This is a genomic window from Streptomyces sp. NPDC014889 (genome assembly GCF_043081205.1).
Taxonomy (GTDB): Bacteria; Actinomycetota; Actinomycetes; order Streptomycetales; family Streptomycetaceae; genus Streptomyces.
Genome location: NZ_JBIBWH010000002.1, coordinates 623,292 through 647,380, shown reverse-complemented (window position 1 = coordinate 647,380; position 24,089 = coordinate 623,292). Strand labels below are relative to the sequence as shown.

The window sequence follows — 24,089 nt, the reverse complement described above, 5'->3', positions numbered from 1 at the left end:
GTTGAGTTCTCAAGGAACGGACGCTTCCTTCGTACTCACCCTCTCGGGCTTTCCTCCGGGCGCTTCCCTTCGGTGTTTCCGACTCTATCAGATCTCTTTCCGATCCGATTTCCTCGGTGCTTTCCAGGTTCCCGCTCTCGCGTTTCCCTTTCCGGCGGTTCCGACTCTATCAGATCCTTTTCTCGACCTGATCCCCAGTCAGCGGGGTTTGTCTTCCCGGCTGTTGGGCCGTTCCGACGAGTGAGACTTTAGCGGATTCCCCGCTCCCGTGCGAATCGGGGGCTGCGTCCTTTCGGGCGCGGAATCCTCATTCCATGAATACGCATACCGATGACACGACAACAGTCAGACTGCACAACTGTCGTCGATCAAAGGGTGGTACTCAGGAAAGGTTGTCCGGGGACCGACCGGAGTCGACTCTCACGTCGGGCAACTCGGAGCACACTACGGAGCCCTGCGAGGTGTGTCAACTCACGGACAGACGGCGCCCCGCAGTCGTATCCTGGGGCCATGACTACGCGTACGTGCACCCATCTGTGGTGGGCCGCCTGACGGCGGCCGTACTCACGTATGCATCCACGGCCGCCGCTTCGGCGGCCGTTCTCGTATCTCCCTCCAGGACTCCGGGGGCCGGCCGGCCGAGGACGGCGGCCTCGACCAGGAGGTGGAGTGTGGAGAGGACTCGGGTCTTCAGCGGGGTCAAGCCGACCGGGCATCTGACGCTGGGGAACTACCTGGGCGCCATGCGGCGCTGGGCAGAGGTGGACCAGTACCGGGCCGAGGCGCTGTTCTGCGTCGTCGACCTGCACGCGCTGACCGTGGACCACGACCCGGCGCGCGTGCGCAGACTCAGCCGTCAGGCCGCGACGCTGCTGCTGGCCGCGGGGCTCGACCCGGAGCTGTGCACCCTGTTCGTGCAGAGCCATGTGGACGAGCACGCCCGGCTGTCGTACCTGCTGGAGTGCGTGGCCACGGACGGCGAGATGCGGCGGATGATCCAGTACAAGGAGAAGGCCGCGCGCGAGCAGCAGCGGGGCGGGAGCGTGCGGCTGTCGCTGCTGACGTATCCGGTGCTGATGGCGGCGGACATCCTGGCGTACGGAACGGACGAGGTGCCGGTCGGTGACGACCAGACGCAGCACGTGGAACTGACCCGTGATCTGGCGGTGCGGTTCAACCAGCGGTACGGGCACACGTTCGTGGTGCCGAGGGCGACGTCCCCGAAGGTGGCGGCGCGGGTGATGAACCTCCAGGACCCGTTGTCGAAGATGGGGAAGTCGGACGACTCCGGGCCGGGCATCGTCTATCTGCTCGACGAGCCGGAGGTCGTGGAGAAGAAGGTCATGCGGGCGGTGACCGACAGCGGGCGGGACGTCGTCTACGACCCGCTGGAGCGGCCCGGGTTGGCGAACCTGCTGGAGATCCTGGCCGCTTGCCAGGGTGGGAACCCGGAGGTCCTGGCCGGTGTGTACGAGTCGTACGGCGCCTTGAAGAAGGACACCGCGGAGGCCGTGGTCGAGCTTCTCAGGCCGGTTCAGGCGAGGCACAGGGAGCTGTGCGCGGATCCGGGTTTCGTGGAGGGGGTGTTGCGCGGGGGCGCGGAGAAGGCCAGGGAGATGGCGCGGCCGAGAGTGGACGCGGCGTACCGGGCGATCGGGCTGCTGCCCACCTGAGTGAGGGACTGCGGGGCGGGCGGCCCCTGTCGGCCGCCCGTCGCCGTGGTCAGTTGTTGCCGGAGGCCAGCTCGCGGCTGCGGTCGCGGGCGGCTTCCAGCGCGGCGATGAGTGCGGCGCGCACGCCGTGGTTCTCCAGTTCGCGGATGGCGTTGATCGTCGTGCCGGCCGGCGAGGTGACGTTCTCGCGGAGTTTCACGGGGGGCTCGCCGCTGTCGCGGAGCATCACCGCGGCGCCGATCGCGGACTGGACGATCAGCTCGTGGGCCTTGTCCCGCGGCAGACCGAGGAGGATGCCGGCGTCGGTCATGGCCTCGACCAGGTAGAAGAAGTAGGCCGGGCCCGAGCCTGAGAGGGCGGTGCAGGCGTCCTGCTGGGACTCGGGGACGCGGAGCGTCTTGCCCACGGCGCCGAAGATCTCCTCGGCGTGGGCGAGGTGTCCGGCGGAGGCGTGGGTGCCGGCGGAGATGACGGACATGGCCTCGTCGACGAGGGCGGGGGTGTTCGTCATGACACGGACGACCGGAGTGCCGGGGGCAAGACGCTCCTCGAAGAAGGAGGTGGGGATGCCCGCGGCGCCACTGATGACCAGGCGGTCGGCGGGGACGTGCGGGGCGAGTTCGTCGAGGAGGGTGCCCATGTCCTGGGGCTTGACGGTGAGGATCAGGGTGTCGGCGTTCTTCGCCGCTTCCGTGTTGGTGACCGGGGTGACTCCGTGGCGCGCGCGGAGTTCTTCGGCCCGTTCCGGGCGGCGGGCGGTGACCAGCAGGTCGGCGGGTGTCCAGCCGCCCCGGATCATTCCGCTGAGCAGGGCTTCGCCGATCTTTCCGGTGCCGAGAACTGCGACTTTCTGGCTCATGGGGTTCATCCTCGCACCGGTGGTCCGGGGCAGGGGCGGACTGTCCGGCTGGCGGGACACCCTCCGGTCCTGCGGGGCTGGGGGGTGTCAGACACCCCCTAGGCGGTGCGCCGCCTGAGGGTGGCCGCACCCAGGCCGAGGACGAGCAGGGCGCAGCCCGCGACGATCAGCGCGTCGCGTACGAACGTCGTCGTCACGTCGGTGTGCCGCAGGACCTCGTTCATGGCGTCGACCGCGTAGGACATCGGGAGGACGTCGGAGATGGCCTCCAGGGCGGGGTGCATGTCGGACCGGGGCGTGAACAGGCCGCAGAGGAGGAGCTGCGGAAAGATCACCGCCGGCATGAACTGGACCGCCTGGAACTCGGAGGCGGCGAAGGCGGAGACGAAGAGGCCGAGGGCGGTGCCGAGCAGGGCGTCGAGGAGGGCCACCAGCAGGAGCAGCCAGGGCGAGCCGGTGACGTCCAGGCCGAGGAACCAGACGGCCAGTCCGGTGGCCAGCGCAGACTGGATGATCGCGAGGGCGCCGAAGGCGAGCGCGTAGCCGGCGATGAGGTCGCCCTTGCCGAGCGGCATGGCGAGGAGGCGTTCGAGGGTGCCGGAGGTGCGTTCGCGCAGGGTGGCGATCGAGGTCACCAGGAACATGGTGATCAGCGGGAAGATGCCGAGGAGTGAGGCGCCGATGTTGTCGAAGGTGCGCGGGCTGCCGTCGAAGACGTAGCGCAGCAGGAGCAGCATCACGCAGGGGACCAGCAGCATCAGTGCGATGGTGCGCGGGTCGTGGCGGAGCTGGCGCAGGACCCGGGCCGCGGTGGCGGTGGTGCGGGCGGTGCTCAGGGCGCGGGGGCGGGGTGCGGTGGTCGTGCTCATCGTGCTGTCTCCTTGGCGCGGCCGGCTGCGGCCGCCTCGTCGACCAGGTGCAGGAAGGCCGCTTCGACGGTGTCGGCGCCGGTTCGGATCCGGAGTGCTTCGGGGGTGTCGTCGGCGAGGATGCGGCCCTCGCGCATGAGGAGGAGGTGGTGGCAGCGCTCGGCCTCGTCCATGACGTGGGAGGAGACGAGGAGGGTGGCGCCTCGGGTGGCGGCGATGTCGTGGAAGAGGTTCCACAGATCACGGCGCAGCACGGGGTCGAGGCCGACGGTCGGTTCGTCGAGGACCAGCAGTTCGGGGGTGCCGAGGAGGGCGACCGCGAGGGAGACGCGGCTGCGCTGGCCGCCGGAGAGGTTGCCGGCGAGGGCGTCGGCGTGGCCGGTGAGGTCGACGTCGGCGATGGCCCTGCTGACGTTGTCCCGGCGGCGTTCGGCTGCCGCCCGGCCGGGGTCGAGGATCGCGGCGAAGTACTCGAGGTTCTGGCGGACGGTCAGGTCGTCGTAGACGGACGGGGCCTGGGTGACGTATCCGATGCGGTTGCGGAGGGTGGCGTGGCCGGCGGGCAGGCCGAGGATCTCCAGGGTGCCGTCGACCTTGGCCTGGGTGCCGGCGATGGCGCGCATGAGGGTGGACTTGCCGCAGCCTGAGGGGCCCAGGAGGCCGGTGATGCGGCCGCGCGGGACGGTGAAGCCGAGGCCCCGCAGGACGGTGCGGGGGCCTCGGACGACGGTGAGGGCTTCGGCTCGGACGGCATCGGTTTCGGGGCGGGGTGGTGGCCCCGAAGAAATATTCATCATGCGATGATTAATGCGCGTCGGAGAGGACGCCGTCAAGTGAGGGTGGGGAAATGAGCCGTGTCAGGGTGTGGTGGCGACGAGGAGGAACACGTCGTAGGTCTCCTCCACGACGCCGTCCGGGAAGGTCCGCAGCAGGTGGTCGCGCTCCTCGGCGAGGAAGGCGGCCCTGCGTTCCTCGGGACAGACCAGGAAGACCGAGTGACTGCCGAGGTTGGCGAGGTGGGTGTCGACCGGGACCCGGCGGCTCCAGCGGACGTCGCGGCGGGTGAAGCGGAGGCGTCCGCTCGGGTCCGCCTTCAGACGGTCGGCGGCCGCCGTCTTCTCGGCCCGGGCGTCGACGCCGAAGAAGCGGCGGACGCGTTCGGCCTCCCTCGCGATCCACTCGACGTCGCCGGGCTCCGTGTTCCACCACAGCGCCAGGGCTCCGCCGGGGCGCAGGACACGCAGGGCCTCGGGGACCGACTGGGCCGGGTCGGTCCAGTGCCAGGCCTGTGCGTAGGTGAGGAAGTCGGCGCAGGAGTCGGCGAGGGGAAGCGCGTTGCCGCTGCCCCGCACGACGGGGATGCCCGGCAGGCCCCGGCGGAACTGGGCCGCCATGCCCTCGCCCGGCTCCACGGCCAGTACGTCGGCGCCGCGCTCGTGCAGCAGGGCGGTCGAGATGCCGGTACCGGCACCGACGTCCGCGACGCGGGCACCGGCGAGGGGCCGGCCGGCGAGTTCCTCCAGCGCGTCGAAGAGGGCGGGCGGGTAGGAGGGGCGGTTCGCCGCGTACTGGGCGGCGGCGGCGTTGAAGGAGTGGGCTCGGTCCGTGTCGGCGGGCAACTGGAATGCGGTCATACGGCCATCCTGGGACCGCACGACCGGTCCGTGACAGGGGGCTTTTCGACGGCGCGGGCCGGTTCGCGTGCCGCGCACCCCCTGCGGTCAGGAGCGGCGGCGCTTCCTGGAGGGGTTGCCCGAGCGGCGGGTGGTCCGGCGTTCGTACTGCTCACGGGCCTGCTCGTACTCCTGGCGGTGCAGTTTCTCGCCGGGGGCCTCGACGAGCGAGCGGAAGAAGTAGGCGAGGAGGGAGCCGATGAATCCGATGGCGAGCAGGCCGCGCAGGGAGGCCTGGCGGTCCGGGTCGGGGCGCTTGCGGAAGCCGTCCCAGGTGTGGCGGAAGGCGAGCGCGCTGCACACCGCGAACATCACCACGACCAGGAGTTCCACGAAGGCCCCCGAGCCGGCGATCTGGAGTCCCTGGTAGGCGAAGCGGAGCACGAAGCAGGAGACGGCGGCCGCGGCGAGTGAGCCGACGGCGACGGCGGCACGGCGGGCGGCGTAGCCGTTGTCGTGGTCCACCCAGGTGGTGCCGAAGAAGCGCAGGGGCTCGGGGCGGGGCCCTGCGGAGCCCGCGGGGGTGCCCGGGGTGCCGTTGTCGTCGCTCACGCGTCGATTATGGCTCCGGGGTGCCCGCGGGCTCCGTCGGGGATCAGCCGCAGCGTCCGGTCACGTAGCCGTCGCTGCCCGTCTTCACATAGGTGTCCGAGACGTACTGGCCGGTTCCGATGTTGTCCCAGATGTTCGATGTGCCGTAGTAGCCGGACACCGTCGTGCCCGGCGTCTGGCAGTAGATCGGCACCTGGGCGCCCGCGCTCAGCGTGCGGACGACGCTGTAGCCGGTGCCGGGTCCGCTGCGGACGTTGAGCTGGACACCCGGCGCCACCGGGTAGTAGTTCACGGCCGCCGCGGTCGCGACGGCCGCCGCCGCATCGCCGCCGGCCTGCTCCCCGGCCCTCTCCCCGACACGTTCTTCGGCACGGTCGACAGACATGTGAAACCTCCCCCGTTGCACCCCATGACTGCCATGGGCCCCGGTTGATTCCCCGTTGACGCGTTGCGAAACACATGTGCGTGAATCGCACGGGGAGACCCGCAAGCCGCCTCGGTCCGATCCGGGTCATCGACTAGGCTCCGTGCGTCGCACGCGCGAACGAACAGCACGGGGGGTGGTCCATGACGCCACAGCACCACACCGGTGCGGGCGCGGAAGCGGAACTTCCGGAGTACGCCGGTCACTACCGCCTCGAGTCGTGGCTGGGCGCCGGCGGCATGGGCATCGTGCATCTGGCCCGCAGCACCTCCGGACTGAGGCTCGCGGTGAAGGTCGTCCACGCCCAGTACGCCCGGGACCCCGAGTTCAGAGGGCGGTTCCGGCAGGAGGTGGCGGCGGCCCGAAGAGTCAGCGGCGCCTTCACCGCGCCCGTCGTCGACGCCGACCCGGAGGCCGAACGGCCCTGGATGGCCACCCTGTTCATCCCCGGGCCCACGCTCTCGGACGAGGTGAAGGAGAATGGGCCACTGCCTCCCGCCCAGTTGCGGCGGCTGATGGCGGGGCTCGCCGAGGCGCTGCGCGACATCCACCGGGTGGGTGTCGTCCACCGCGATCTCAAGCCGAGCAACGTGCTGCTCGCGGAGGACGGGCCGAAGGTCATCGACTTCGGCATCTCCCGTCCGAAGGACAGCGAACTGCGCACCGAGACCGGCAAGTTGATCGGCACTCCGCCGTTCATGGCGCCCGAGCAGTTCCGCCGGCCGCGGGAGGTCGGGCCGGCGGCGGACATCTTCGCGCTCGGCTCCGTGCTGGTCCACGCGGCGACCGGGCGGGGGCCGTTCGACTCCGACAGCCCGTACATCGTCGCCTACCAGGTCGTGCACGACGAGCCCGATCTGACCGGCGTACCGCAGGACCTGGCGCCGCTCGTGCGGCGCTGTCTGGCCAAGGAGCCCGAGGACCGGCCCACCCCGGACGAGATGATGCGGGAACTGCGCGCGACGGCCGCCTCGTACGACACACAGGCGTTCATACCGGAGCGGCGGACGCCCGGGACCCGTACGTACCCCGGAACCGGTGGGACGGAGGCGGGGACCGGTGGGACGGACGCGGCCGGTGACCTGCCCACGGACGAGTCGCGCCCCCGGGAAGCCGAGGAGGAGCCGCCGGGGGGCCGTACAGGGCGGGGGTCCGGGCGGCTGACGGGGATCCTGGCCGGGCGGCGCCCGCGCTCGCGGCGGCTCGCCGTGGCCGCAGGGACGCTCGGGCTGGTCGTCGGCGGCGGACTCGCCACGGCCCAGTTCCTCGACGCCGGAGTGCTTCCGCACAGCACACTGCCCGGAGCCGCTTCGGCCGCGTTCTCGGAGTGGGTGGCCAAGCCCGTGGCCGGGGAGGGCACCCCGCAGTGCTCGTACGGGGCCGGAAAGCTGATCTGCGCGCGGCCCGGGCTGGTCTACGCCCTCGATCCGGCGGACGGAAAGCTGCTGTGGCGGCACTCCGTGCCCAAAATGCTCACCAGCGTGCCGCCGGTCGTCGCGGGGGGCCTGGTGCAGCCGATGGCGGACCACGGCCGGCGCCTGGAGGCGCTGGACCCCGACTCGGGCAGGCCGCGCTGGCAGTCGGACGTTCCGGCGTACAGCGGGGTGCAGTGCGCCGGCGGCATGGTGCTGCTCACCGGCACCGACGGGCTGGTGCGGGCGGTCGACGCCGCCTCGGGCGAGACGAAGTGGAGCCGGCCGGTGCCCGGTCTTCCGCTGCCGCACTTCTCCGCGTTCGCCGGGGATCCGCTGGCGTACGCGGTGACCACCTCGGCCGACGGGGGAGGGACCCGGGTCGTCGCGGTGGACCCGGAGACGGGAGACGTGCGCTGGGAGGCCCGGCTGCCCGGAACGCTGGCGCCCGTCGGCAGCCGGAACGGCTCCCTCGTCCTGCTCTCCTCCGAGCCGGTCTTCGGGCGGACCGACGCCGTGGTCCGCTACACGCCGCGGACCAGGACGTCGGTCCGGGTCGCGCTGTCCGTGCCCCGCGACTCGGTGCAGGCGGGCGTGCACGGCGACGTGGTGCACCTGCTGGGCGCCGGTGGCTCACTGGACGCGGTCGACCTGGGGGCGCGGAAGGTGCGGTGGCGGCTGGAAACGGCCGTGAGCCGGGGTTCGGTGCCGATCGCCGACGCCGGTCACGTGTACTTCCTCGCCGGGGACGGACGGCTGCTGGCGGTCGGGGCCCGTAGCGGGCAGATCGTCGGCCAGACCCGGCCGCGGCTCGGCACGCGCTCGGACCGGGTCGCGGCGGACCTGCCCACGCCCGTGATCGTCAAGGGCCGTGTCTACGTCGGCGCCCCCGACGGCGCCGTCTTCGCCGTGGACGGTCACGAACCGTCGTCCTGGTGACCTGACGAAGGGGCCGCCCCGGAAGAGGCGGCCCCGCGGGTGCTCATGAGCCGGCGGCGTCAGCCCAGCTTCGACACGTCCCGCACGGCGCCCTTGTCGGCGCTGGTGGCCATGGCGGCGTAGGCCCGCAGCGCCGCCGACACCTTCCGGTCGCGGTCCTTGGGGACGTACGCGCCGTTCAGGGCCTGCTCACGGCGGGACAGCTCCGCGTCGTCGACGAGCAGTTCGATGGAGCGGTTCGGGATGTCGATACGGATGCGGTCGCCGTCCTCGACGAGCGCGATCGTGCCGCCGGAGGCCGCCTCGGGCGAGGCATGGCCGATGGACAGGCCCGAAGTGCCGCCCGAGAAGCGGCCGTCCGTGATCAGCGCGCAGCTCTTGCCCAGGCCGCGGCCCTTCAGGTACGAGGTCGGGTAGAGCATCTCCTGCATGCCGGGGCCGCCCTTGGGGCCCTCGTAGCGGATGACGACGACGTCGCCCTCCCTGACCTGCTGGGTGAGGATCTTCTGGACGGCCTCCTCCTGCGACTCGCAGACGACCGCCGGCCCCTCGAAGGTCCAGATCGACTCGTCGACGCCCGCGGTCTTCACCACGCAGCCGTCCACGGCCAGGTTGCCCTTCAGCACCGCGAGGCCGCCGTCCCTGGAGTAGGCGTGCTCGGCGGAGCGGATGCAGCCCCCGGCGGCGTCGGTGTCCAGGGCCTCCCAGCGCTCGGACTGGGAGAAGGCCTCCGCCGAGCGCACACAGCCGGGGGCCGCGTGCCACAGCTCGACCGCCTCAGGGGACGGGGAGCCGCCGCGCACGTCCCAGGTCTTGAGCCAGTCGGCCAGGGAGGGGCTGTGCACCGCGTGCACGTCCTCGTTCAGCAGACCGGCCCGGTGCAGTTCGCCGAGCAGGGCGGGGATGCCGCCGGCGCGGTGCACGTCCTCCATGTAGTACGTGCGGTCCCTGGCGACGTTCGGCGCCACCTTGGCCAGGCACGGCACCCTGCGGGAGACGGCGTCGATCTGCTCAAGACCGAAGTCGACGCCCGCCTCCTGGGCCGCCGCCAGCAGGTGCAGGATCGTGTTGGTGGAGCCGCCCATCGCGATGTCCAGGGCCATCGCGTTCTCGAAGGCCGCGAAGGTGGCGATGTTGCGGGGCAGGACCGTCTCGTCGTCCTGCTCGTAGTGGCGGCGGGTGATGTCCATGACCGTGCGGGCCGCGTCCTCGTACAGGGCGCGGCGGGCGGTGTGGGTGGCGAGGACCGAGCCGTTGCCCGGCAGGGACAGGCCGATCGCCTCGGTCAGGCAGTTCATCGAGTTGGCGGTGAACATGCCGGAACAGGAACCGCAGGTCGGACAGGCGTTCTCCTCGATGCGGAGGATGTCCTCGTCGGAGACCTTGTCGTTCGCGGCGTCCGCGATCGCGTCGATCAGGTCGAGCGTGCGGACGGTGCCGTCGACCAGCGTGGCGCGGCCGGCCTCCATGGGGCCGCCGGAGACGAAGACCGTGGGGATGTTCAGGCGCAGGGCCGCCATCAGCATGCCCGGGGTGATCTTGTCGCAGTTGGAGATGCAGATCAGGGCGTCGGCGCAGTGCGCCTCGACCATGTACTCGACGCTGTCCGCGATCAGGTCGCGCGAGGGCAGCGAGTACAGCATGCCGCCGTGGCCCATCGCGATTCCGTCGTCGACGGCGATGGTGTTGAACTCGCGCGGGATGCCGCCCGCCTCCCGGACCGCGGCGCTGACGATCCGGCCGACCGGCTGGAGGTGGGTGTGGCCGGGCACGAACTCCGTGAAGCTGTTGGCGATCGCGATGATCGGCTTCCGGCCGATGTCCGCACCGGGTACACCGGAGGCGCGCATAAGGGCGCGGGCGCCCGCCATGTTGCGGCCGTGGGTGACTGTGCGGGACCTCAGCTCGGGCATCGTCGCTCGCTCCTTCGGGAAGTTCCGCCGGGCAGCAGGAGGTCGCCGGCAGAGTTCTGGCTCAGTCGAGCGTACGCCGGTCATCCAGGGGTCGGGACGCGCTGTCCGAAATGCGGGACGCGTGTCTCGGTACGGCAGAGGTATGCGTCTCGGGGCCGTCGGCGGCCCCCGCCTCACTCCCCCGTGAGATGCCGCTGCACCACCGGCGCCACCCGCGCGATGATCTGCTCCACGTCCGCCGACGCCAGCGGCTCCGCCTTGATCACGTACCGCAGGATCGCGCACCCCACCAGCTGGGCGGCCGCGAGCTCGGCGCGCAGCTCCGCGTCGGGCAGGTCGAACCGGCCGGCGATGCGCCGCATCAGTTGCGAGACGATCAGGCGGCGGAAGACGGCGGCCGCCGTGTCGTTGGTCAGCGCGGAGCGGACGATCGCCAGCAGGGGGGTACGGGTGGCCGGTCTCTCCCAGATGCCGAAGAAGAACCGGGCGAACCGCTCCCCGACGCCGTCGAGCGGGCCGTCGACCAGCGCCTCCGGCGCGCTCAGCGCGGGCGCGAGGACGACCTCGATCGCCGCCTCGAACACCTGTTCCTTGGTGCCGAAGTAGTGGTGGACCAGGGCGGAGTCGACTCCGGCGGTCTTGGCGATGCCGCGCACCGAGGTCTTCTCGTAGCCGCGCTCGGAGAACTCCTCGCGGGCCGCGGTCAGGATGCGGTCGCGGGTGTCGGCGGCCTCCTCGCGTCGGGGGCGGCCACGGCGGCGGGCGGTGGTGCCGGTCATCGCCTGGGCACCTTCACCGCGGAGGCCAGGTGCAGCCGGGTGAAGGCCAGGGCCTCGGCGAGGTCGGCCTCGCGCTCGGCGCTGGACATGGCCCGGCGGGTGTTGACCTCGATGACGACATGGCCGTCGAAACCGCTGAAGGCGAGACGTTCCAGCAGTTCGGCGCAGGGCTGGGAGCCACGCCCCGGCACCAGGTGCTCGTCCTTCGCCGAGCCCCTGCCGTCGGCGAGGTGCACATGGCCGAGCCGGTCGCCCATGCGGTCGACCATCTGGAGCGCGTCGGTGCGGGCCGTCGCGGCGTGGCTGAGGTCGATCGTGAAGTGGCGGTAGTCGTCCTTGGTGACGTCCCAGCCGGGGGCGTACGCGAGCATCTCGCGGTCGCGGTAGCGCCAGGGGTACATGTTCTCTACGGCGAAGCGCACATCCGTCTCGCTCGCCATCCGCCAGACCCCGGCGACGAAGTCACGGGCGTACTGGCGCTGCCAGCGGAAGGGCGGGTGGACCACGACCGTGCTCGCGCCGAGCTTCTCCGCGGCCGCTCTGGCACGCTGCAGCTTGGTCCAGGGATCGCTGGACCACACACGCTGGGTGATCAGCAGACAGGGGGCGTGCACGGCGAGGATCGGTATCCGGTGGTAGTCGCTGAGTCTGCGCAGCGCCTCGATGTCCTGGCTGACCGGGTCGGTCCACACCATGACCTCGACGCCGTCGTATCCCAGGCGTGCGGCGATCTCGAAGGCCGTCGCCGTCGACTCCGGGTAGACGGAGGCCGTCGAGAGAGCGACCTTCGCGTCCGGAATGCGTACGGGTTCGGGTTCCACCACGAGGGACAGGTTACGGGGTGCGACGGGTGGGGGCGGGGCCCTCGGCCGCCGTTGTGGCCTTCGTCATCCCATGTGGTCCAGACGCCGGAGTATGACGCCCTCCCTGAGGGCCCACGGGCATATCTCCAGGCGTTCCACACCGAAGAGGTCCATGGCGCCCTCGGCGACCAGGGCGCCCGCGAGGAGCTGTCCGGCGCGGCCGTCGGAGACACCGGGGAGTTCGGAGCGCTCGCCGCACGTCATGCCGGACAGCCGCGGCACCCACGCCTCCAGGGACTCCCGCTTCAGCTCGCGCTGCACGTAGAGCCCCTCGGCGGAGCGGGGAGCGCCGGCCAGCCGGGCGAGCTGCTTGAAGGTCTTCGAGGTGGCGACGACGTGGTCGGGGGCGCCGAAGCGGCTGAACTCGCCGACCGTGCGCGCGATCTCGGCGCGCACATGGCGGCGCAGCGCCCTGACGTCGTCCGTGGAGGGCGGGTCGCCGGGCAGCCAGCCGGCGGTGAGCCGGCCCGCGCCGAGCGGCAGCGACACGGCCGTGTCGGGCTCCTCGTCGATGCCGTACGCGATCTCCAGTGAGCCGCCGCCGATGTCCAGGACCAGCAGCTTCCCGGCCGACCAGCCGAACCAGCGGCGAGCGGCGAGGAAGGTGAGGCGGGCCTCCTCGGCGCCGCTGAGCACCTGGAGCCTGACCCCGGTCTCCTCCCGCACGCGGGCGAGGACGTCGTCGGCGTTGCCGGCGTCGCGCACGGCGGAGGTGGCGAACGGCAGCAGGTCCTCGACGCCCTTGTCCTCGGCGGCCTGGAGCGCTTCGCGGATCACGGCGACGAGGCTGTCGACGCCGTCGGAGCCGATCGCGCCGCTCGCGTCGAGGAGCTGTGCGAGGCGCAGTTCGGCCTTGTGCGAGTGCGCGGGCAGCGGGCGCGCGCCGGGGTGGGCGTCGACCACCAGCAGGTGCACCGTGTTCGAGCCCACGTCGAGGACACCGAGTCTCATGGACGGAAACGCTACTGCCATCTGGGATGCCATCCGCCGCCGGTGTCCTGTGCGAGGCAACGCCCGGGACGGTCCCGGGCCGGACGCCCGGCGACTTACCCTGGACGGGTGCCAAAGACGAAAAAGGCGAAGACCGATAAATCGGCGGACCCGGCGAAAGCAGTGAAGCCGAAGAAGCGGAGCGCGGAATCCGACGAGAAGGGGCTCGACTTCGCGCGCGCGTGGGTGGAGTTCCCCGATCCGGCGGACGACGAGCAGGTCTTCCGCTGTGATCTGACCTGGCTGACCTCTCGTTGGACCTGCATCTTCGGAAGCGGCTGCCAGGGCATCCAGGCGGGCCGCGCGGACGACGGGTGCTGCAGCCTGGGCGCCCACTTCTCCGACGAGGACGACGAGAAGCGGGTCGCCGAGCACGTGGCGAGGCTCACACCGGACATCTGGCAGAACCATGCCGAGGGCAGGGAGAACGGCTGGGTGTCCGAGGACGAGGAGGGCTCCCGGCAGACGCGTCCCTTCCAGGGCTCGTGCATCTTCCAGAACCGGCCCGGCTTCCCGGGCGGCATGGGCTGCTCGCTGCACATCCTGGCCCTGAGAGAGGGCCGCGAGCCGCTGGAGACGAAGCCGGACGTGTGCTGGCAGCTGCCGATCCGGCGGACCTTCGAGTGGATCGACCGGCCCGACGACACCCGCGTGCTGCAGGTGTCGATCGGGGAGTACGACCGCAGGGGCTGGGGCCCTGGCGGCCACGACCTGCACTGGTGGTGCACCTCGGCGACGTCGGCGCACGGCGCGGGCGAGCCGGTGTACGTCTCCTACCGGGCCGAGCTGACCGAGCTGATGGGCAAGGCCGGCTACGACCGCCTGGTCGAGCTGTGCGAGGAGCGGCTGGCCTCCGGGCTGCCGCTGCTGGCGCCGCATCCGGCGGATCCGGCGGTCTGAGGGGCCGGTCCGAGGGCCCGTCCCTGAGTGCCGTCGCCTCGGAGACCCGCGGGAAGGCGCCGCCTGCGGCCGGATCCGGTCACCGGCGGTCGCCGCCCTCGTTGGGGCTGCCCCGCCCGCGTTGAGGATGCCCCGCCCGCGTCGGGGCTGCGCCCTTACCGGCGGCCGCCCGCGGAGGCCGGGGCCGGGCATCCGCGCTCGCGCTTGGCGTGCCGGCCCGCGCCGTCGCATCCCGTCCCCTCGCGCCGCCCTGCTCCCCGCCGGCCCTCGGGCGGGCTGGGCGCTTCGTCGCCCGCGGACGGCGGGGGCGGGCTGTCCGGGTCGGTCGGCGGCGGCTCGGTGGGAGTGGGCGTGGGTGTGGGATCGGTCGACGACGGCGGGTCGGTCGGGGTCGGTGTGGGGTCGGAGGGCGCCGAAGGCGTCGGGGTGGGGCGCGGACCCGATGTCTCGGGCGGGTCGGCCGGGTGGCTCGGCCCGCGTCCGGAGGGTGCGGTGCCGTAGCCGTCGATGGAGACGACGGCACCGGCGGGCGCGATCGCCACACGTGCGCTCCAGCGGCCGGAGGGCTCGCGCAGGTGGTCGACGTACACCTTGATCGTCAGCGACTCGCCGGGCTGGAGGGTTCCCGACGGGCGGCTCAGGTAGAGCCAGGGCGCCCCGGTGGACACGGACCAGCGGACCGGGCCGGGCCCCGCGGCGGTGAGGGTGATCAGGGTGGTGTCACCGGTGTTGTCCGCGCTCACCGTCAGGCGGCCGTCCCTGTGGCCGGTGCCCGTGACGCTGATGACCTCCACGGAGACGTCGGGCCGGCCACCGGCGCGGAAAGGGGTGTCGGGTCCGGGCCCCGCGTTGCCGGTGTTCTCGTAGCCCTTGCCGCCCTCCTCGCCGCCCAGGACGCCGGGGCCGTGCCCGTCGTGCGCGCCGGCCGCGGAGCCGCCGTGGCCGTGGTCGGCCGGGCTGCCCCGGTAGGCGGCCCACAGGGCCAGCACCGGCGCGGCCACCACCGTCGCCACCACCGTGGTCGTGACGGCACGCGCGCGGAGACGGTCCCTGCGGGCGGCGCGGTCCTTGGGGTCCATCGGGAAGCCGCGCCGGTCGAAGCGGGGAGCGGTGCTCCGCGCGCGCGGGTGGTGGGACAGGGCCTTGAGCAGGGCCGCGCGGGGTGCGGGCAGCACGGGCAGCTCGGCGGGGGTGACGGTGGCGCCGGGCCACTGGCCCGGCACGGCGCGCTCGGCGGTGCGGCGGCAGCGCGGGCAGTCGTCGACGTGCCGTACGAGCTCGCGCCGCAGGGCCGTGCCGAGGACGAGCCGGCTGTCCCCGGTGAGCCGGGACACGCTCGGGCAGGTGCCGGTCTCCACGACGGCGAGCGCCGCGCGGGTGCGTTCCACCTCGCAGGCGGCCGCGGCGAGCAGTTCCCGCGTGGCGGCGAGGCCCCTGCCGAGGACGGCGGCGACCTCGTGGGCGGCGAGGTGATGGCGTACGGCGAGTTCGAGCGCCTCGCGCTGCTCCGGGGTGGTGCCGGCGGCCTCCGGCCAGGCGAGCTGGGCGAGTTCGCGGCGCCGCTCCCGCTGGACCTCGTCGGGGACCGGTGGCGCCACGGGCCGCGCGGCCGTGCGCCGGTCACCGCCGGTGCGGCCCGCGGCGTGCGTGCCCGGACGTTTCTGCTTGGCCTCGGCCAGCTTGCGCAGGCACGCCCAGCGGGCCAGCGCGTACAGCCAGGCCCGGCGCTCGCCCGCGGTCCCGGGCCCGCGCTGTCCGCGCCGCTCGGCGAACGCCAGCGCGTCCCCGAGGGCGGCGGTCGCCGTGTCGTGGTCGCACAGCACGGACAGGCAGTAGGTGAACAGGCCGTCGAGGTAGGGCTCGTAGCGCGCGGGCGGCCGCTGCGCCACGGCCTGCGCGGCAGCTTGGTCGCGCGCCTCGCGGTGCGCCCGGTGCGCACCGGTCGTGCGGGTCGAGGTGTCCGGACTGCTGCTCATCACCTGTGCGACCGTAGGCCCCGCCGGATCGTCCCTCTGTGCACCTTGAGCACTTTTAATCCGTACGGGTGAAACGATCCCTCATAAGGGGAACGGAACCCCGGGTTCCATGACTGGCCGGCCCACACCGCTCCGCCGACGCCGGGGCGGGGGGCGCGGGCACGGGGCAGGGTTGGGCGCTGAGCACGGGCGCGGCGAAGGATCCGGCACCGGGGCCGGCACAGGTCTCGGCCCGGGGCCGGCTCCGGTGCCAGGCGTAGGGACTTGCAGAAAGCCCGGCTCGGGGCGCGGCGCAGAGCGCGGCTCGGGGCGGGCCCAGGGAGCGGCCCGGGGCCAGGCACAGGCTCGACCCGAAGTCCGGCGCGAGGTCCGGCATCGGGGGCGGCGCAGGTCTCGGCCCTGGGTCGCCCCCCGGGCCAGGCACAGGGCCGGCACAACGCCGGGCGCGGGGCGCGGCTCAGGACCCGGCGCAGAGCGAGGCTCGGGGCGGGCGTAGGGCCCGGCTCGGGCTCGACCCGGAGTCCGCCACGGGCTCGCCTCAGGGCGCAGGCGCAAGGCCCGGCACACGACTCGACTCAGCGCCCAGCGCAGAGCGCGGCTCGGCGGCAGGCGTAGGGCCCGGCTCGGCCTCGACCCGGAGTCCGCCACGGGCTCGCCTCAGGGCGCAGGCGCAAGGCCCGGCACACGACTCGACTCAGCGCCCAGCGCAGAGCGCGGCTCTGCGGCAGGCGTAGGGCCTGGTCCCGGGCCCGGCGCGAAGCCTGGCACCAGGCTCGACCCGGAGTCCGGCGCGGGCCCGGCACCGGGACCGGCGCAGGTCTCGGCCCGGGGGGGGCGGCCCCGGGCCAGGCACAGGGGCCGACGCAAAGCCCAGCGCGGGGCCCCGGCTCAGAGCCCAGCGCGAAGCGCGGCTCGGGGCCAGGCGCAGGGCCTGGTCCCGGGCCCGGGCCCGGTGGCCCGTGCAGGGCCCGACTCGGGGGCCCGTTCAAAGCCCGGCTCAGGGGCCTGCGGTGTTCGTCGGGCCACCGGGGGGTGGGTTGTCAGTGGTGGGGGCTACCGTTTGCTTTCATGGCTGCCCGTACCAAGACCACCAAGGACCGACCGTCCTACCGCTGCACGGAGTGCGGCTGGCAGACGGCCAAGTGGCTCGGCCGCTGCCCCGAGTGCCAGGCCTGGGGCACGGTCGAGGAGTACGGCGCGCCCGCGGTCCGTACGACGACGCCGGGCCGGGTCACCACGTCCGCCGTGCCCATCGGCCAGGTTGACGGCCGCCAGGCCACCGCCCGCTCCACCGGCGTGGCCGAACTCGACCGGGTCCTGGGCGGCGGCCTTGTCCCCGGTGCCGTCGTCCTCCTCGCCGGTGAACCCGGCGTCGGCAAGTCCACGCTGCTGCTCGACGTGGCCGCCAAGGCCGCGAGCGACGAGCACCGCACGCTCTACGTCACGGGCGAGGAGTCCGCGAGCCAGGTCCGCCTGCGCGCCGACCGCATCGGCGCCATCGACGACCACCTGTACCTGGCCGCCGAGACCGACCTGGCCGCCGTCCTCGGCCACTTGGACGCGGTCAAGCCCTCCCTGCTCATCCTCGACTCGGTGCAGACCATCGCCTCGCCCGAGATCGACGGCGCGCCCGGCGGCATGGCGCAGGTGCGGGAGGTCGCCGGCGCCCTGATCCGCGCCTCCAAGGAACGCGGCATGTCCACGCTCCTGGTGGGCCACGTCACCAAGGACGGCGCCATCGCGGGCCCGCGCCTGCTGGAGCACCTGGTGGACGTGGTGCTGCACTTCGAGGGCGACAGGCACGCGCGTCTGCGCCTGGTCCGCGGCGTCAAGAACCGCTACGGCGCGACGGACGAGGTCGGCTGCTTCGAACTGCACGACGAGGGCATCACGGGCCTGGCCGACCCCAGCGGCCTGTTCCTGACCCGCCGGGCGGAGCCCGTGCCCGGCACCTGCCTGACGGTCACCCTGGAGGGCCGCCGCCCCCTGGTCGCGGAGGTGCAGGCGCTCACCGTCGACTCCCAGATCCCCTCCCCGCGGCGCACGACGTCCGGCCTGGAGACCTCCCGGGTCTCGATGATGCTGGCCGTGCTGGAGCAGCGCGGCCGGATCAGCGCCCTCGGCAAGCGCGACATCTACTCGGCGACGGTCGGCGGGGTGAAGCTCTCCGAGCCGGCCGCCGACCTCGCGGTCGCCCTCGCCCTGGCGTCGGCGGCGAGCGACACCCCGCTGCCGAAGAACCTCGTCGCGATCGGCGAGGTGGGCCTGGCGGGCGAGGTCAGACGCGTCACCGGCGTGCAGCGCCGGCTCGCCGAGGCCCACCGCCTGGGCTTCACGCACGCCCTCGTCCCGGGCGACCCGGGCAAGGTCCCGACGGGAATGAAGGTCCTGGAAGTGGCCGACATGGGGGACGCGCTGCGGGTCCTGCCCCGCTCGCGTCGCCGGGACGCCCCACGGGAGCAGGAGGAGCGCCGGTAGACTTTGCCCTGGTCTCGCCCGTCCGTACGAACCGAGTGTGCGAAACGGCAGCGCCCGAAGAACCTGCGACCGGAGGAGTGCAGTGGCAGCCAACGACCGGGCGGCAGCTCCCGGAAAGTCCGGCGGGAGTTCCGGCACCGATGGCCTGATGCGCGCCTCCCTGAGCGCCGTGGCACCCGGTACGGCCCTGCGGGACGGCCTCGAACGGGTGCTCCGCGGCAACACCGGCGGGCTCATCGTGCTCGGCTCCGACAAGACCGTGGAGTCGATGTGCACGGGCGGTTTCGTCCTGGACGTCGAGTTCACGGCGACCCGGCTGCGGGAGCTGTGCAAGCTGGACGGCGGCATCGTGATCTCGTCGGACCTGTCGAAGATCCTGCGGGCGGGCGTGCAGCTGGTCCCGGACCCGACGATCCCGACCGAGGAGACCGGCACCCGGCACCGTACGGCGGACCGGGTGAGCAAGCAGGTCGACTTCCCGGTGGTCTCGGTCTCTCAGTCCATGCGGCTGATCGCCCTCTACGTCGACGGCCAGCGCCGCGTCCTGGAGGACTCCGCGGCGATCCTCTCCCGCGCCAACCAGGCCCTGGCGACCCTGGAGCGCTACAAGCTCCGCCTGGACGAGGTGGCGGGCACGCTGTCGGCGCTGGAGATCGAGGACCTGGTGACGGTCCGGGACGTCTCGGCGGTCGCGCAGCGCCTGGAGATGGTGCGCCGTATCGCCACCGAGATCGCCGAGTACGTGGTGGAGCTGGGCACCGACGGCCGCCTGCTGGCCCTCCAGCTCGACGAGCTGATCGCGGGGGTGGAGCCGGAGCGCGAGCTGGTGGTGCGGGACTACGTCCCGGAGCCCACCGCCAAGCGCTCCCGCACGGTCGAGGAGGCCCTGGCCGAGCTGGACAAGCTCTCCCACGCCGAGCTGCTCGAACTGTCCACCGTCGCCCGCGCCCTGGGCTACACCGGCTCCCCGGAGACCCTCGACTCGGCGGTCTCCCCGCGCGGCTTCCGCCTGCTGGCCAAGGTGCCCCGGCTGCCCGGCGCCATCATCGACCGCCTGGTCGAGCACTTCGGCGGCCTGCAGAAGCTGCTCGCCGCGAGCGTCGACGACCTTCAGACGGTGGACGGCGTGGGCGAGGCGCGGGCGCGGAGCGTCCGCGAGGGCCTGTCGCGGCTGGCGGAGTCGTCGATCCTGGAGCGCTACGTCTGACCGGCGCCGGCCACGGCCGACCGCCTCAGGCCTCTTCGGCCACCGTCAGCGCACTCCGTACCGGTCCGTCCGGGTCCGCTCAGTCCTCCGACAGCACGAACGACGTCCGCAGCTTCGCGTACCCCGGCACCTTCGCCTCGACCAGGTAGGTGCCCGCCCCGGCCGACCCGGCCGGAGGCGTCGCGCACTGCGGGGCGCTCGGCTTGCGGTCCCACCGGACGGTGTATGTGAAGCCACTGCCCGCCGGCACCCGGTACAGCCGGCTCCCGGCCGTCCTGGGGCAGTCGGCGGAGGACCAGTAGGCGGAGCTGCTCTCGGACTGACTGATGGTCACCACCGCGGACTTCGGCCCGAGATCGACCTTGCAGTCGCTGCCGGAGGAGTTCGCGGCGATCAGCTCGAACTCCGGCGTCTGGCCGGGGCCGTAGGAGTTGCGCACGCTGCGCAACGTCAACTTGACCGCGCCCGAAGTGCAGTTGGGGAGTGAGCTGCCGGCCGGCAGTACCGCGCCCGGACCTCCGCCGCCGTTGGCGCCGTCGTCCCCGCCGCCGGCTCCGCCGGAATCCGCGCCGTCTCCGCCCCCGCCCCCACCGGAACCGTCGGAACCCCCGGTGTCACCGGTGCCGCCCGACCCCGAACCCGAACCGGATCCGTCGGAGTCACCGCCGCCGGACTCGTCCCGGCCGCCCGGGTGTTGGCTGATCGCGGGACCGGAGCCGGAGGGTCCCGGCGTGATGGTGGACGTGGAGGGCCCCGGATGCTTGCCGTTCGCCCCGCCGCCGTCGGCCTTGCGGCCCCCGCCCCCCAAGGGGACGATCCAGACGATCAGCAGCGCCAGCAGGGCGACCACGGACAGCATGACGAGCCGCCGTCGCCAGTAGATGGAGGCGGGAAGCGGACCGACCGGATTGCGCAGAGATCCCACGGTCCAAACTGTACGAGAGATCGTCGGCTTCCCCCGCCCCACCCGCCGGGCCGACGACAACTTTTCCAGATCATCATCACGGCAACACCCGTACTCGCGACCCTCTTTGGCCTCGCCGTGACCCCCCGGGCACGGTCCGTGACGACACCGGCCCGCGCCGGGTCACACGGCCGCCCACCGCCACGTGGCAGGATCGGAAGGCCATGACTGCGCCCACACTGCCCCCGCACAGCGGCCCCGACGCCCCGGCCCACGCCGCCGGTGCCCGTCCGGGCACCGGCACGCCCACCGGTGCCGAGGCCTCCGGCACCGCCCTCGGCCCGACTCTGCACACCCAGGTCATCACCTGGTTCGACGACCACGCCCGCGACCTGCCCTGGCGACGCCCCGACGCCGGCGCCTGGGGCGTCATGGTCAGCGAGTTCATGCTCCAGCAGACACCGGTGAGCCGTGTGCTGCCGGTCTACGAGCAGTGGCTCGACCGCTGGCCCCGGCCCGCCGACCTCGCCAAGGAGGCACCGGGCGAGGCCGTCCGTGCCTGGGGCCGGCTCGGCTACCCGCGCCGCGCCCTGCGCCTGCACGGCGCCGCGGTCGCCATAACGGAACGGCACGGCGGCGACGTACCGACCGAGCACGCCCAACTGCTCGCTCTGCCGGGCATCGGCGAGTACACGGCCGCGGCGGTCGCGTCCTTCGCGTACGGCCAGCGGCACGCCGTCCTGGACACCAACGTCCGCCGGGTGCTGGCCCGCGCGGTCACCGGCGTGCAGTACCCGCCGAACGCCACCACCGCCGCCGAACGGCGCCTGGCGCGCGCCCTGCTGCCCGAGGACGAGGGGACGGCGGCCCGTTGGGCGGCCGCCTCCATGGAACTCGGCGCACTGGTGTGCACGGCGAAGAACGAGTCGTGCCCGCGCTGCCCGATCGCCGGGCACTGTGCCTGGCGGCTCGCGGGCAAGCCGGCGCACGAGGGACCGCCGCGCCGCGGACAGACGTACGCCGGCACGGACCGGCAGGTCCGCGGCAAGCTGCTCGCGGTGCTGCGCGAGGCCCACGCGCCCGTCCCGCAACCGGTGCTCGACCGGGTCTGGCACGAGCCGGTCCAGCGGGCCCGGGCCCTGGACGGACTCGTCGCGGACGGCCTGGTGGAGCCGCTGCCGGGCGGGCTGTACCGACTGCCGCTGACCTGACCGGCAGTCACCTCACACCTGACACTCCAACACCCCAACCCCCCGGACACCCGACCCCTGACACCTGACCGGCAGTCACCCCCCAAGCCCGCCCCGGCCGCAGAGCACGCCGCGGGCGTTCGTGTCACACTCCTGTACGCCGTCCACCCCCCAAATAACCCCCAAAAGGGACAAATCACGGCGCGCCCTTACCCCCTTCCTACTTCCGTTACACAACCGACGCACAGCCGAGGGCTGGCCGCAGGCTGCTTCGGACAACGCCGTGACAACGCCTCCGTACCTTCAGTTGCGTGCCGGACAGGCACCGGACGGCTGCCGACCACAGCCCGTCCGCTCACGGCTTGGAGACCGGCGGCAGGCGGGTCGGGAAACGGGGATCGGAGGCGGTCGTAGATGGCGCAGGGTGAGGTGCTCGAGTTCGAGGAGTACGTGCGTACCCGGCAGGACGCGCTGCTGCGCAGCGCGCGCCGGCTGGTCCCGGACCCGGTCGAAGCCCAGGACCTGCTCCAGACGGCACTCGCACGGACCTACGGCCGCTGGGACGGCATCGCCGACAAGCGGCTCGCGGACGCCTATCTGCGCCGCGTGATGATCAATACGCGTACCGAGTGGTGGCGGGCCCGGAAGCTCGAGGAGGTCCCCACCGAGCAGCTCCCGGACGCCCGCGTCGAGGACTCCACCGAGCAGCACGCCGACCGCGCGCTCCTCATGGACATCCTGAGGGTGCTCGCTCCCAAACAGCGCAGTGTCGTGGTGCTGCGACACTGGGAGCAGATGTCCACGGAGGAGACGGCCGCCGCCCTCGGCATGTCGGCGGGTACGGTCAAGAGCACGCTGCACCGGGCGCTCGCCCGGCTCCGCGAGGAGCTGGAGGCCCGCGATCTGGACGCACGCGCGCTGGAGCGTGAGGAGCGGGAGCGTTGCGCGGCCTGACCGGCAGGGACGCGGGCCCCGGGCCCGGGCGGGCCCGGGTCACCCTCAAGGCGGCGATCACGGCGACGGCCGTGTTCGCCGCCCTCGGCCTTTCGGCGTCCGCCTGCGGCACCGGCGGGACCGGCGCGCGTGACGAGGGCCCGGCCCACTCCGGCTCGGTCGCGGGCGCCGTCCCGTCCCCCTCCCCCGATCCCACCGGCCGGGCCCAGCGGATGGACCCCGTCCGGCTGATCAAGGACGACCCGCAGGTCTCGGCCGCGGTCAAGCGCGGCCTCAAGCCGTGCGTGGCCGACGAGTACCCCGTCGACGTGTCGTACGGCGACCTGACCTCGGGATCGGCCGACGACATCGTCATCAATGTGCTGACCTGCGGGGACGCGGTGGGCGTCGGCGCCTATGTGTACCGCGAGCAGGGGGGCAGGTACGAGAACGTGTTCAAGGCCGAGGAGCCCCCGGTGTACGCCGAGATCGACCGCGGCGACCTGGTGGTGACCAAGCAGGTGTACGCACGCGGAGACCCGGTGTCGAGTCCCTCCGGCGAGGACGTGATCACCTACCGCTGGTCGGCGGGCCGGTTCACCAAGGAGTTCAGCACGCGCAACGAGTACAGCAAGACCGTCGGGGGCGGCGCGACGGTGGCCCCCGGCCGCTGACACCGACGGTGGCGCGGGGGGCCCGGGACGGCGGGGTGCGGACGTGGGACGGCGGCCGCGCGACAATGGCGGGGGCGTGCGTGTCGGGGCCGCCGATCCGGTCGCATGGAGCGCACACCGTCTCCTGGAGCGCACGACGAGAAGCACACGAGGACTGAGAGCACCCGGATGGCAGAACAGACCCACGTCCTGTTCGTCGAGGACGACGACGTGATCCGCGAGGCCACACAGCTCGCCCTGGAGCGGGTCGGCTTCGCGGTCACGGCGATGCCCGACGGGCTGTCGGGCCTGGAGGCGTTCCGGGCCAGGCGGCCCGACATCGCGCTGCTGGACGTCATGGTCCCCGGCCTCGACGGGGTCAGCCTGTGCCGCCGCATCCGCGACGAGTCGACCGTTCCGGTGATCATGCTGTCCGCGCGGGCGGACTCCATCGACGTGGTGCTCGGCCTGGAGGCGGGCGCCGACGACTACGTGACCAAGCCGTTCGACGGGGCCGTCCTGGTCGCCCGCATCCGCGCGGTGCTGCGCCGCTTCGGGCACGCCGGCGGTGTCCGGGCCGAGGCCGACCCGGCCGCGGTGGACGGCGGGGTGCTGAGCTTCGGCGATCTGGAGGTCGACACCGAGGGGATGGAGGTGCGCCGGGCCGGGCAGCCGGTGGGCCTCACGCCCACGGAGATGCGGCTGCTGCTGGAGTTCTCCTCGGCGCCTGGCACGGTGCTCTCCCGGGACAAGCTCCTGGAACGGGTGTGGGACTACGGCTGGGGCGGCGACACCCGTGTGGTCGACGTCCATGTGCAGCGGCTGCGCACGAAGATCGGCCAGGACCGGATCGAGACGGTCCGCGGCTTCGGCTACAAGCTCAAGGCCTGAGCGGGGCGGTC

General features: G+C 72.9%; 21 protein-coding genes. 9 read left to right on the top strand and 12 right to left on the bottom strand.

Annotated features, from left to right (window positions below; genetic code table 11):
- The first annotated feature begins 671 nt into the window (after positions 1-671).
- On the top strand, positions 672-1,673 hold the full coding sequence (gene trpS, locus ACF09J_RS06135) for a tryptophan--tRNA ligase (protein ID WP_392304155.1): 1,002 nt from the start codon (positions 672-674) through the stop codon (positions 1,671-1,673).
- A 49-nt stretch (positions 1,674-1,722) separates the two neighbouring features.
- Here the strand turns inward: trpS and proC are convergent, their stop codons facing one another.
- From proC to ACF09J_RS06105, 6 genes are all read right to left on the bottom strand, one after another.
- Complete coding sequence (proC, locus tag ACF09J_RS06130; protein WP_392304154.1) at positions 1,723-2,532, bottom strand: pyrroline-5-carboxylate reductase; 810 nt, start codon at positions 2,530-2,532, stop codon at positions 1,723-1,725.
- A gap of 98 nt (positions 2,533-2,630) precedes the next feature.
- Positions 2,631-3,401, bottom strand: coding sequence for an ABC transporter permease (locus ACF09J_RS06125; RefSeq protein WP_392304153.1), 771 nt, complete (start codon positions 3,399-3,401; stop codon positions 2,631-2,633).
- Positions 3,398-4,198 carry an ABC transporter ATP-binding protein gene (locus tag ACF09J_RS06120; RefSeq protein ID WP_392304152.1) on the bottom strand — a complete coding sequence of 267 codons (801 nt, stop codon included), beginning with the start codon at positions 4,196-4,198 and terminating at the stop codon, positions 3,398-3,400. The genes ACF09J_RS06125 and ACF09J_RS06120 overlap by 4 nt, the downstream gene beginning before the upstream one ends.
- A 60-nt stretch (positions 4,199-4,258) precedes the next feature.
- Positions 4,259-5,035: a class I SAM-dependent methyltransferase gene (locus ACF09J_RS06115; protein ID WP_392304151.1), complete on the bottom strand. Its 777-nt coding sequence runs from the start codon at positions 5,033-5,035 to the stop codon at positions 4,259-4,261.
- An 87-nt stretch (positions 5,036-5,122) separates the two neighbouring features.
- Positions 5,123-5,626, bottom strand: coding sequence for an EamA/RhaT family transporter (locus ACF09J_RS06110; protein WP_392304150.1), 504 nt, complete (start codon positions 5,624-5,626; stop codon positions 5,123-5,125).
- A 43-nt stretch (positions 5,627-5,669) separates the two neighbouring features.
- On the bottom strand, positions 5,670-6,011 hold the full coding sequence (locus ACF09J_RS06105; protein ID WP_392304149.1) for an SH3 domain-containing protein: 342 nt from the start codon (positions 6,009-6,011) through the stop codon (positions 5,670-5,672).
- Positions 6,012-6,193: 182 nt separating this feature from the next.
- Here ACF09J_RS06105 and ACF09J_RS06100 point away from each other — a divergent pair, with 182 nt between their 5' ends.
- Entirely contained in the window at positions 6,194-8,401 is a 2,208-nt protein-coding gene (locus ACF09J_RS06100) for a serine/threonine-protein kinase (protein ID WP_392304148.1), read from the top strand.
- Between the two features lie 59 nt (positions 8,402-8,460).
- Here the strand turns inward: ACF09J_RS06100 and ilvD are convergent, their stop codons facing one another.
- From ilvD to ACF09J_RS06080, 4 genes are all read right to left on the bottom strand, one after another.
- A complete protein-coding gene (gene ilvD, locus ACF09J_RS06095) occupies positions 8,461-10,314 on the bottom strand; it encodes a dihydroxy-acid dehydratase (RefSeq protein WP_392304147.1) in 1,854 nt (617 codons plus the stop codon).
- 173 nt (positions 10,315-10,487) lie between these two features.
- On the bottom strand, positions 10,488-11,093 hold the full coding sequence (locus ACF09J_RS06090; protein WP_392304146.1) for a TetR family transcriptional regulator: 606 nt from the start codon (positions 11,091-11,093) through the stop codon (positions 10,488-10,490).
- Positions 11,090-11,917, bottom strand: a complete 828-nt coding sequence (locus ACF09J_RS06085; RefSeq protein WP_392304145.1) for a sugar phosphate isomerase/epimerase family protein — start codon at positions 11,915-11,917, stop codon at positions 11,090-11,092. The genes ACF09J_RS06090 and ACF09J_RS06085 overlap by 4 nt, the downstream gene beginning before the upstream one ends.
- A gap of 63 nt (positions 11,918-11,980) precedes the next feature.
- Positions 11,981-12,907, bottom strand: coding sequence for a Ppx/GppA family phosphatase (locus tag ACF09J_RS06080; RefSeq protein WP_392304144.1), 927 nt, complete (start codon positions 12,905-12,907; stop codon positions 11,981-11,983).
- Between the two features lie 108 nt (positions 12,908-13,015).
- Here ACF09J_RS06080 and ACF09J_RS06075 point away from each other — a divergent pair, with 108 nt between their 5' ends.
- Positions 13,016-13,846 carry a hypothetical protein gene (locus ACF09J_RS06075; protein WP_392304143.1) on the top strand — a complete coding sequence of 277 codons (831 nt, stop codon included), beginning with the start codon at positions 13,016-13,018 and terminating at the stop codon, positions 13,844-13,846.
- 155 nt (positions 13,847-14,001) lie between these two features.
- Here ACF09J_RS06075 and ACF09J_RS06070 read toward each other — a convergent pair whose 3' ends face one another.
- Complete coding sequence (locus ACF09J_RS06070) at positions 14,002-15,822, bottom strand: hypothetical protein (protein ID WP_392304142.1); 1,821 nt, start codon at positions 15,820-15,822, stop codon at positions 14,002-14,004.
- Positions 15,823-16,890: 1,068 nt separating this feature from the next.
- Between ACF09J_RS06070 and radA the strand changes: the two genes are divergently transcribed.
- Both radA and disA read left to right on the top strand, forming a co-directional pair.
- The gene (gene radA / locus ACF09J_RS06065; protein ID WP_392304141.1) at positions 16,891-18,300 is read left to right on the top strand and encodes a DNA repair protein RadA; all 1,410 of its coding nucleotides are present in this window, start codon (positions 16,891-16,893) and stop codon (positions 18,298-18,300) included.
- A gap of 82 nt (positions 18,301-18,382) precedes the next feature.
- Positions 18,383-19,507, top strand: coding sequence for a DNA integrity scanning diadenylate cyclase DisA (disA, locus tag ACF09J_RS06060; protein WP_100568559.1), 1,125 nt, complete (start codon positions 18,383-18,385; stop codon positions 19,505-19,507).
- Positions 19,508-19,586: 79 nt separating this feature from the next.
- Here the strand turns inward: disA and ACF09J_RS06055 are convergent, their stop codons facing one another.
- Positions 19,587-20,432: a hypothetical protein gene (locus ACF09J_RS06055; protein ID WP_392304140.1), complete on the bottom strand. Its 846-nt coding sequence runs from the start codon at positions 20,430-20,432 to the stop codon at positions 19,587-19,589.
- Between the two features lie 203 nt (positions 20,433-20,635).
- Between ACF09J_RS06055 and ACF09J_RS06050 the strand changes: the two genes are divergently transcribed.
- From ACF09J_RS06050 to cseB, 4 genes are all read left to right on the top strand, one after another.
- Positions 20,636-21,622: an A/G-specific adenine glycosylase gene (locus ACF09J_RS06050; protein WP_392304139.1), complete on the top strand. Its 987-nt coding sequence runs from the start codon at positions 20,636-20,638 to the stop codon at positions 21,620-21,622.
- Positions 21,623-22,015: 393 nt separating this feature from the next.
- Complete coding sequence (locus ACF09J_RS06045; protein WP_392304138.1) at positions 22,016-22,555, top strand: SigE family RNA polymerase sigma factor; 540 nt, start codon at positions 22,016-22,018, stop codon at positions 22,553-22,555.
- Positions 22,543-23,208: a hypothetical protein gene (locus tag ACF09J_RS06040; protein ID WP_392304137.1), complete on the top strand. Its 666-nt coding sequence runs from the start codon at positions 22,543-22,545 to the stop codon at positions 23,206-23,208. The genes ACF09J_RS06045 and ACF09J_RS06040 overlap by 13 nt, the downstream gene beginning before the upstream one ends.
- Positions 23,209-23,376: 168 nt before the next feature.
- A complete protein-coding gene (cseB, locus tag ACF09J_RS06035) occupies positions 23,377-24,078 on the top strand; it encodes a two-component system response regulator CseB (RefSeq protein WP_392304136.1) in 702 nt (233 codons plus the stop codon).
- Positions 24,079-24,089 lie beyond the last annotated feature (11 nt).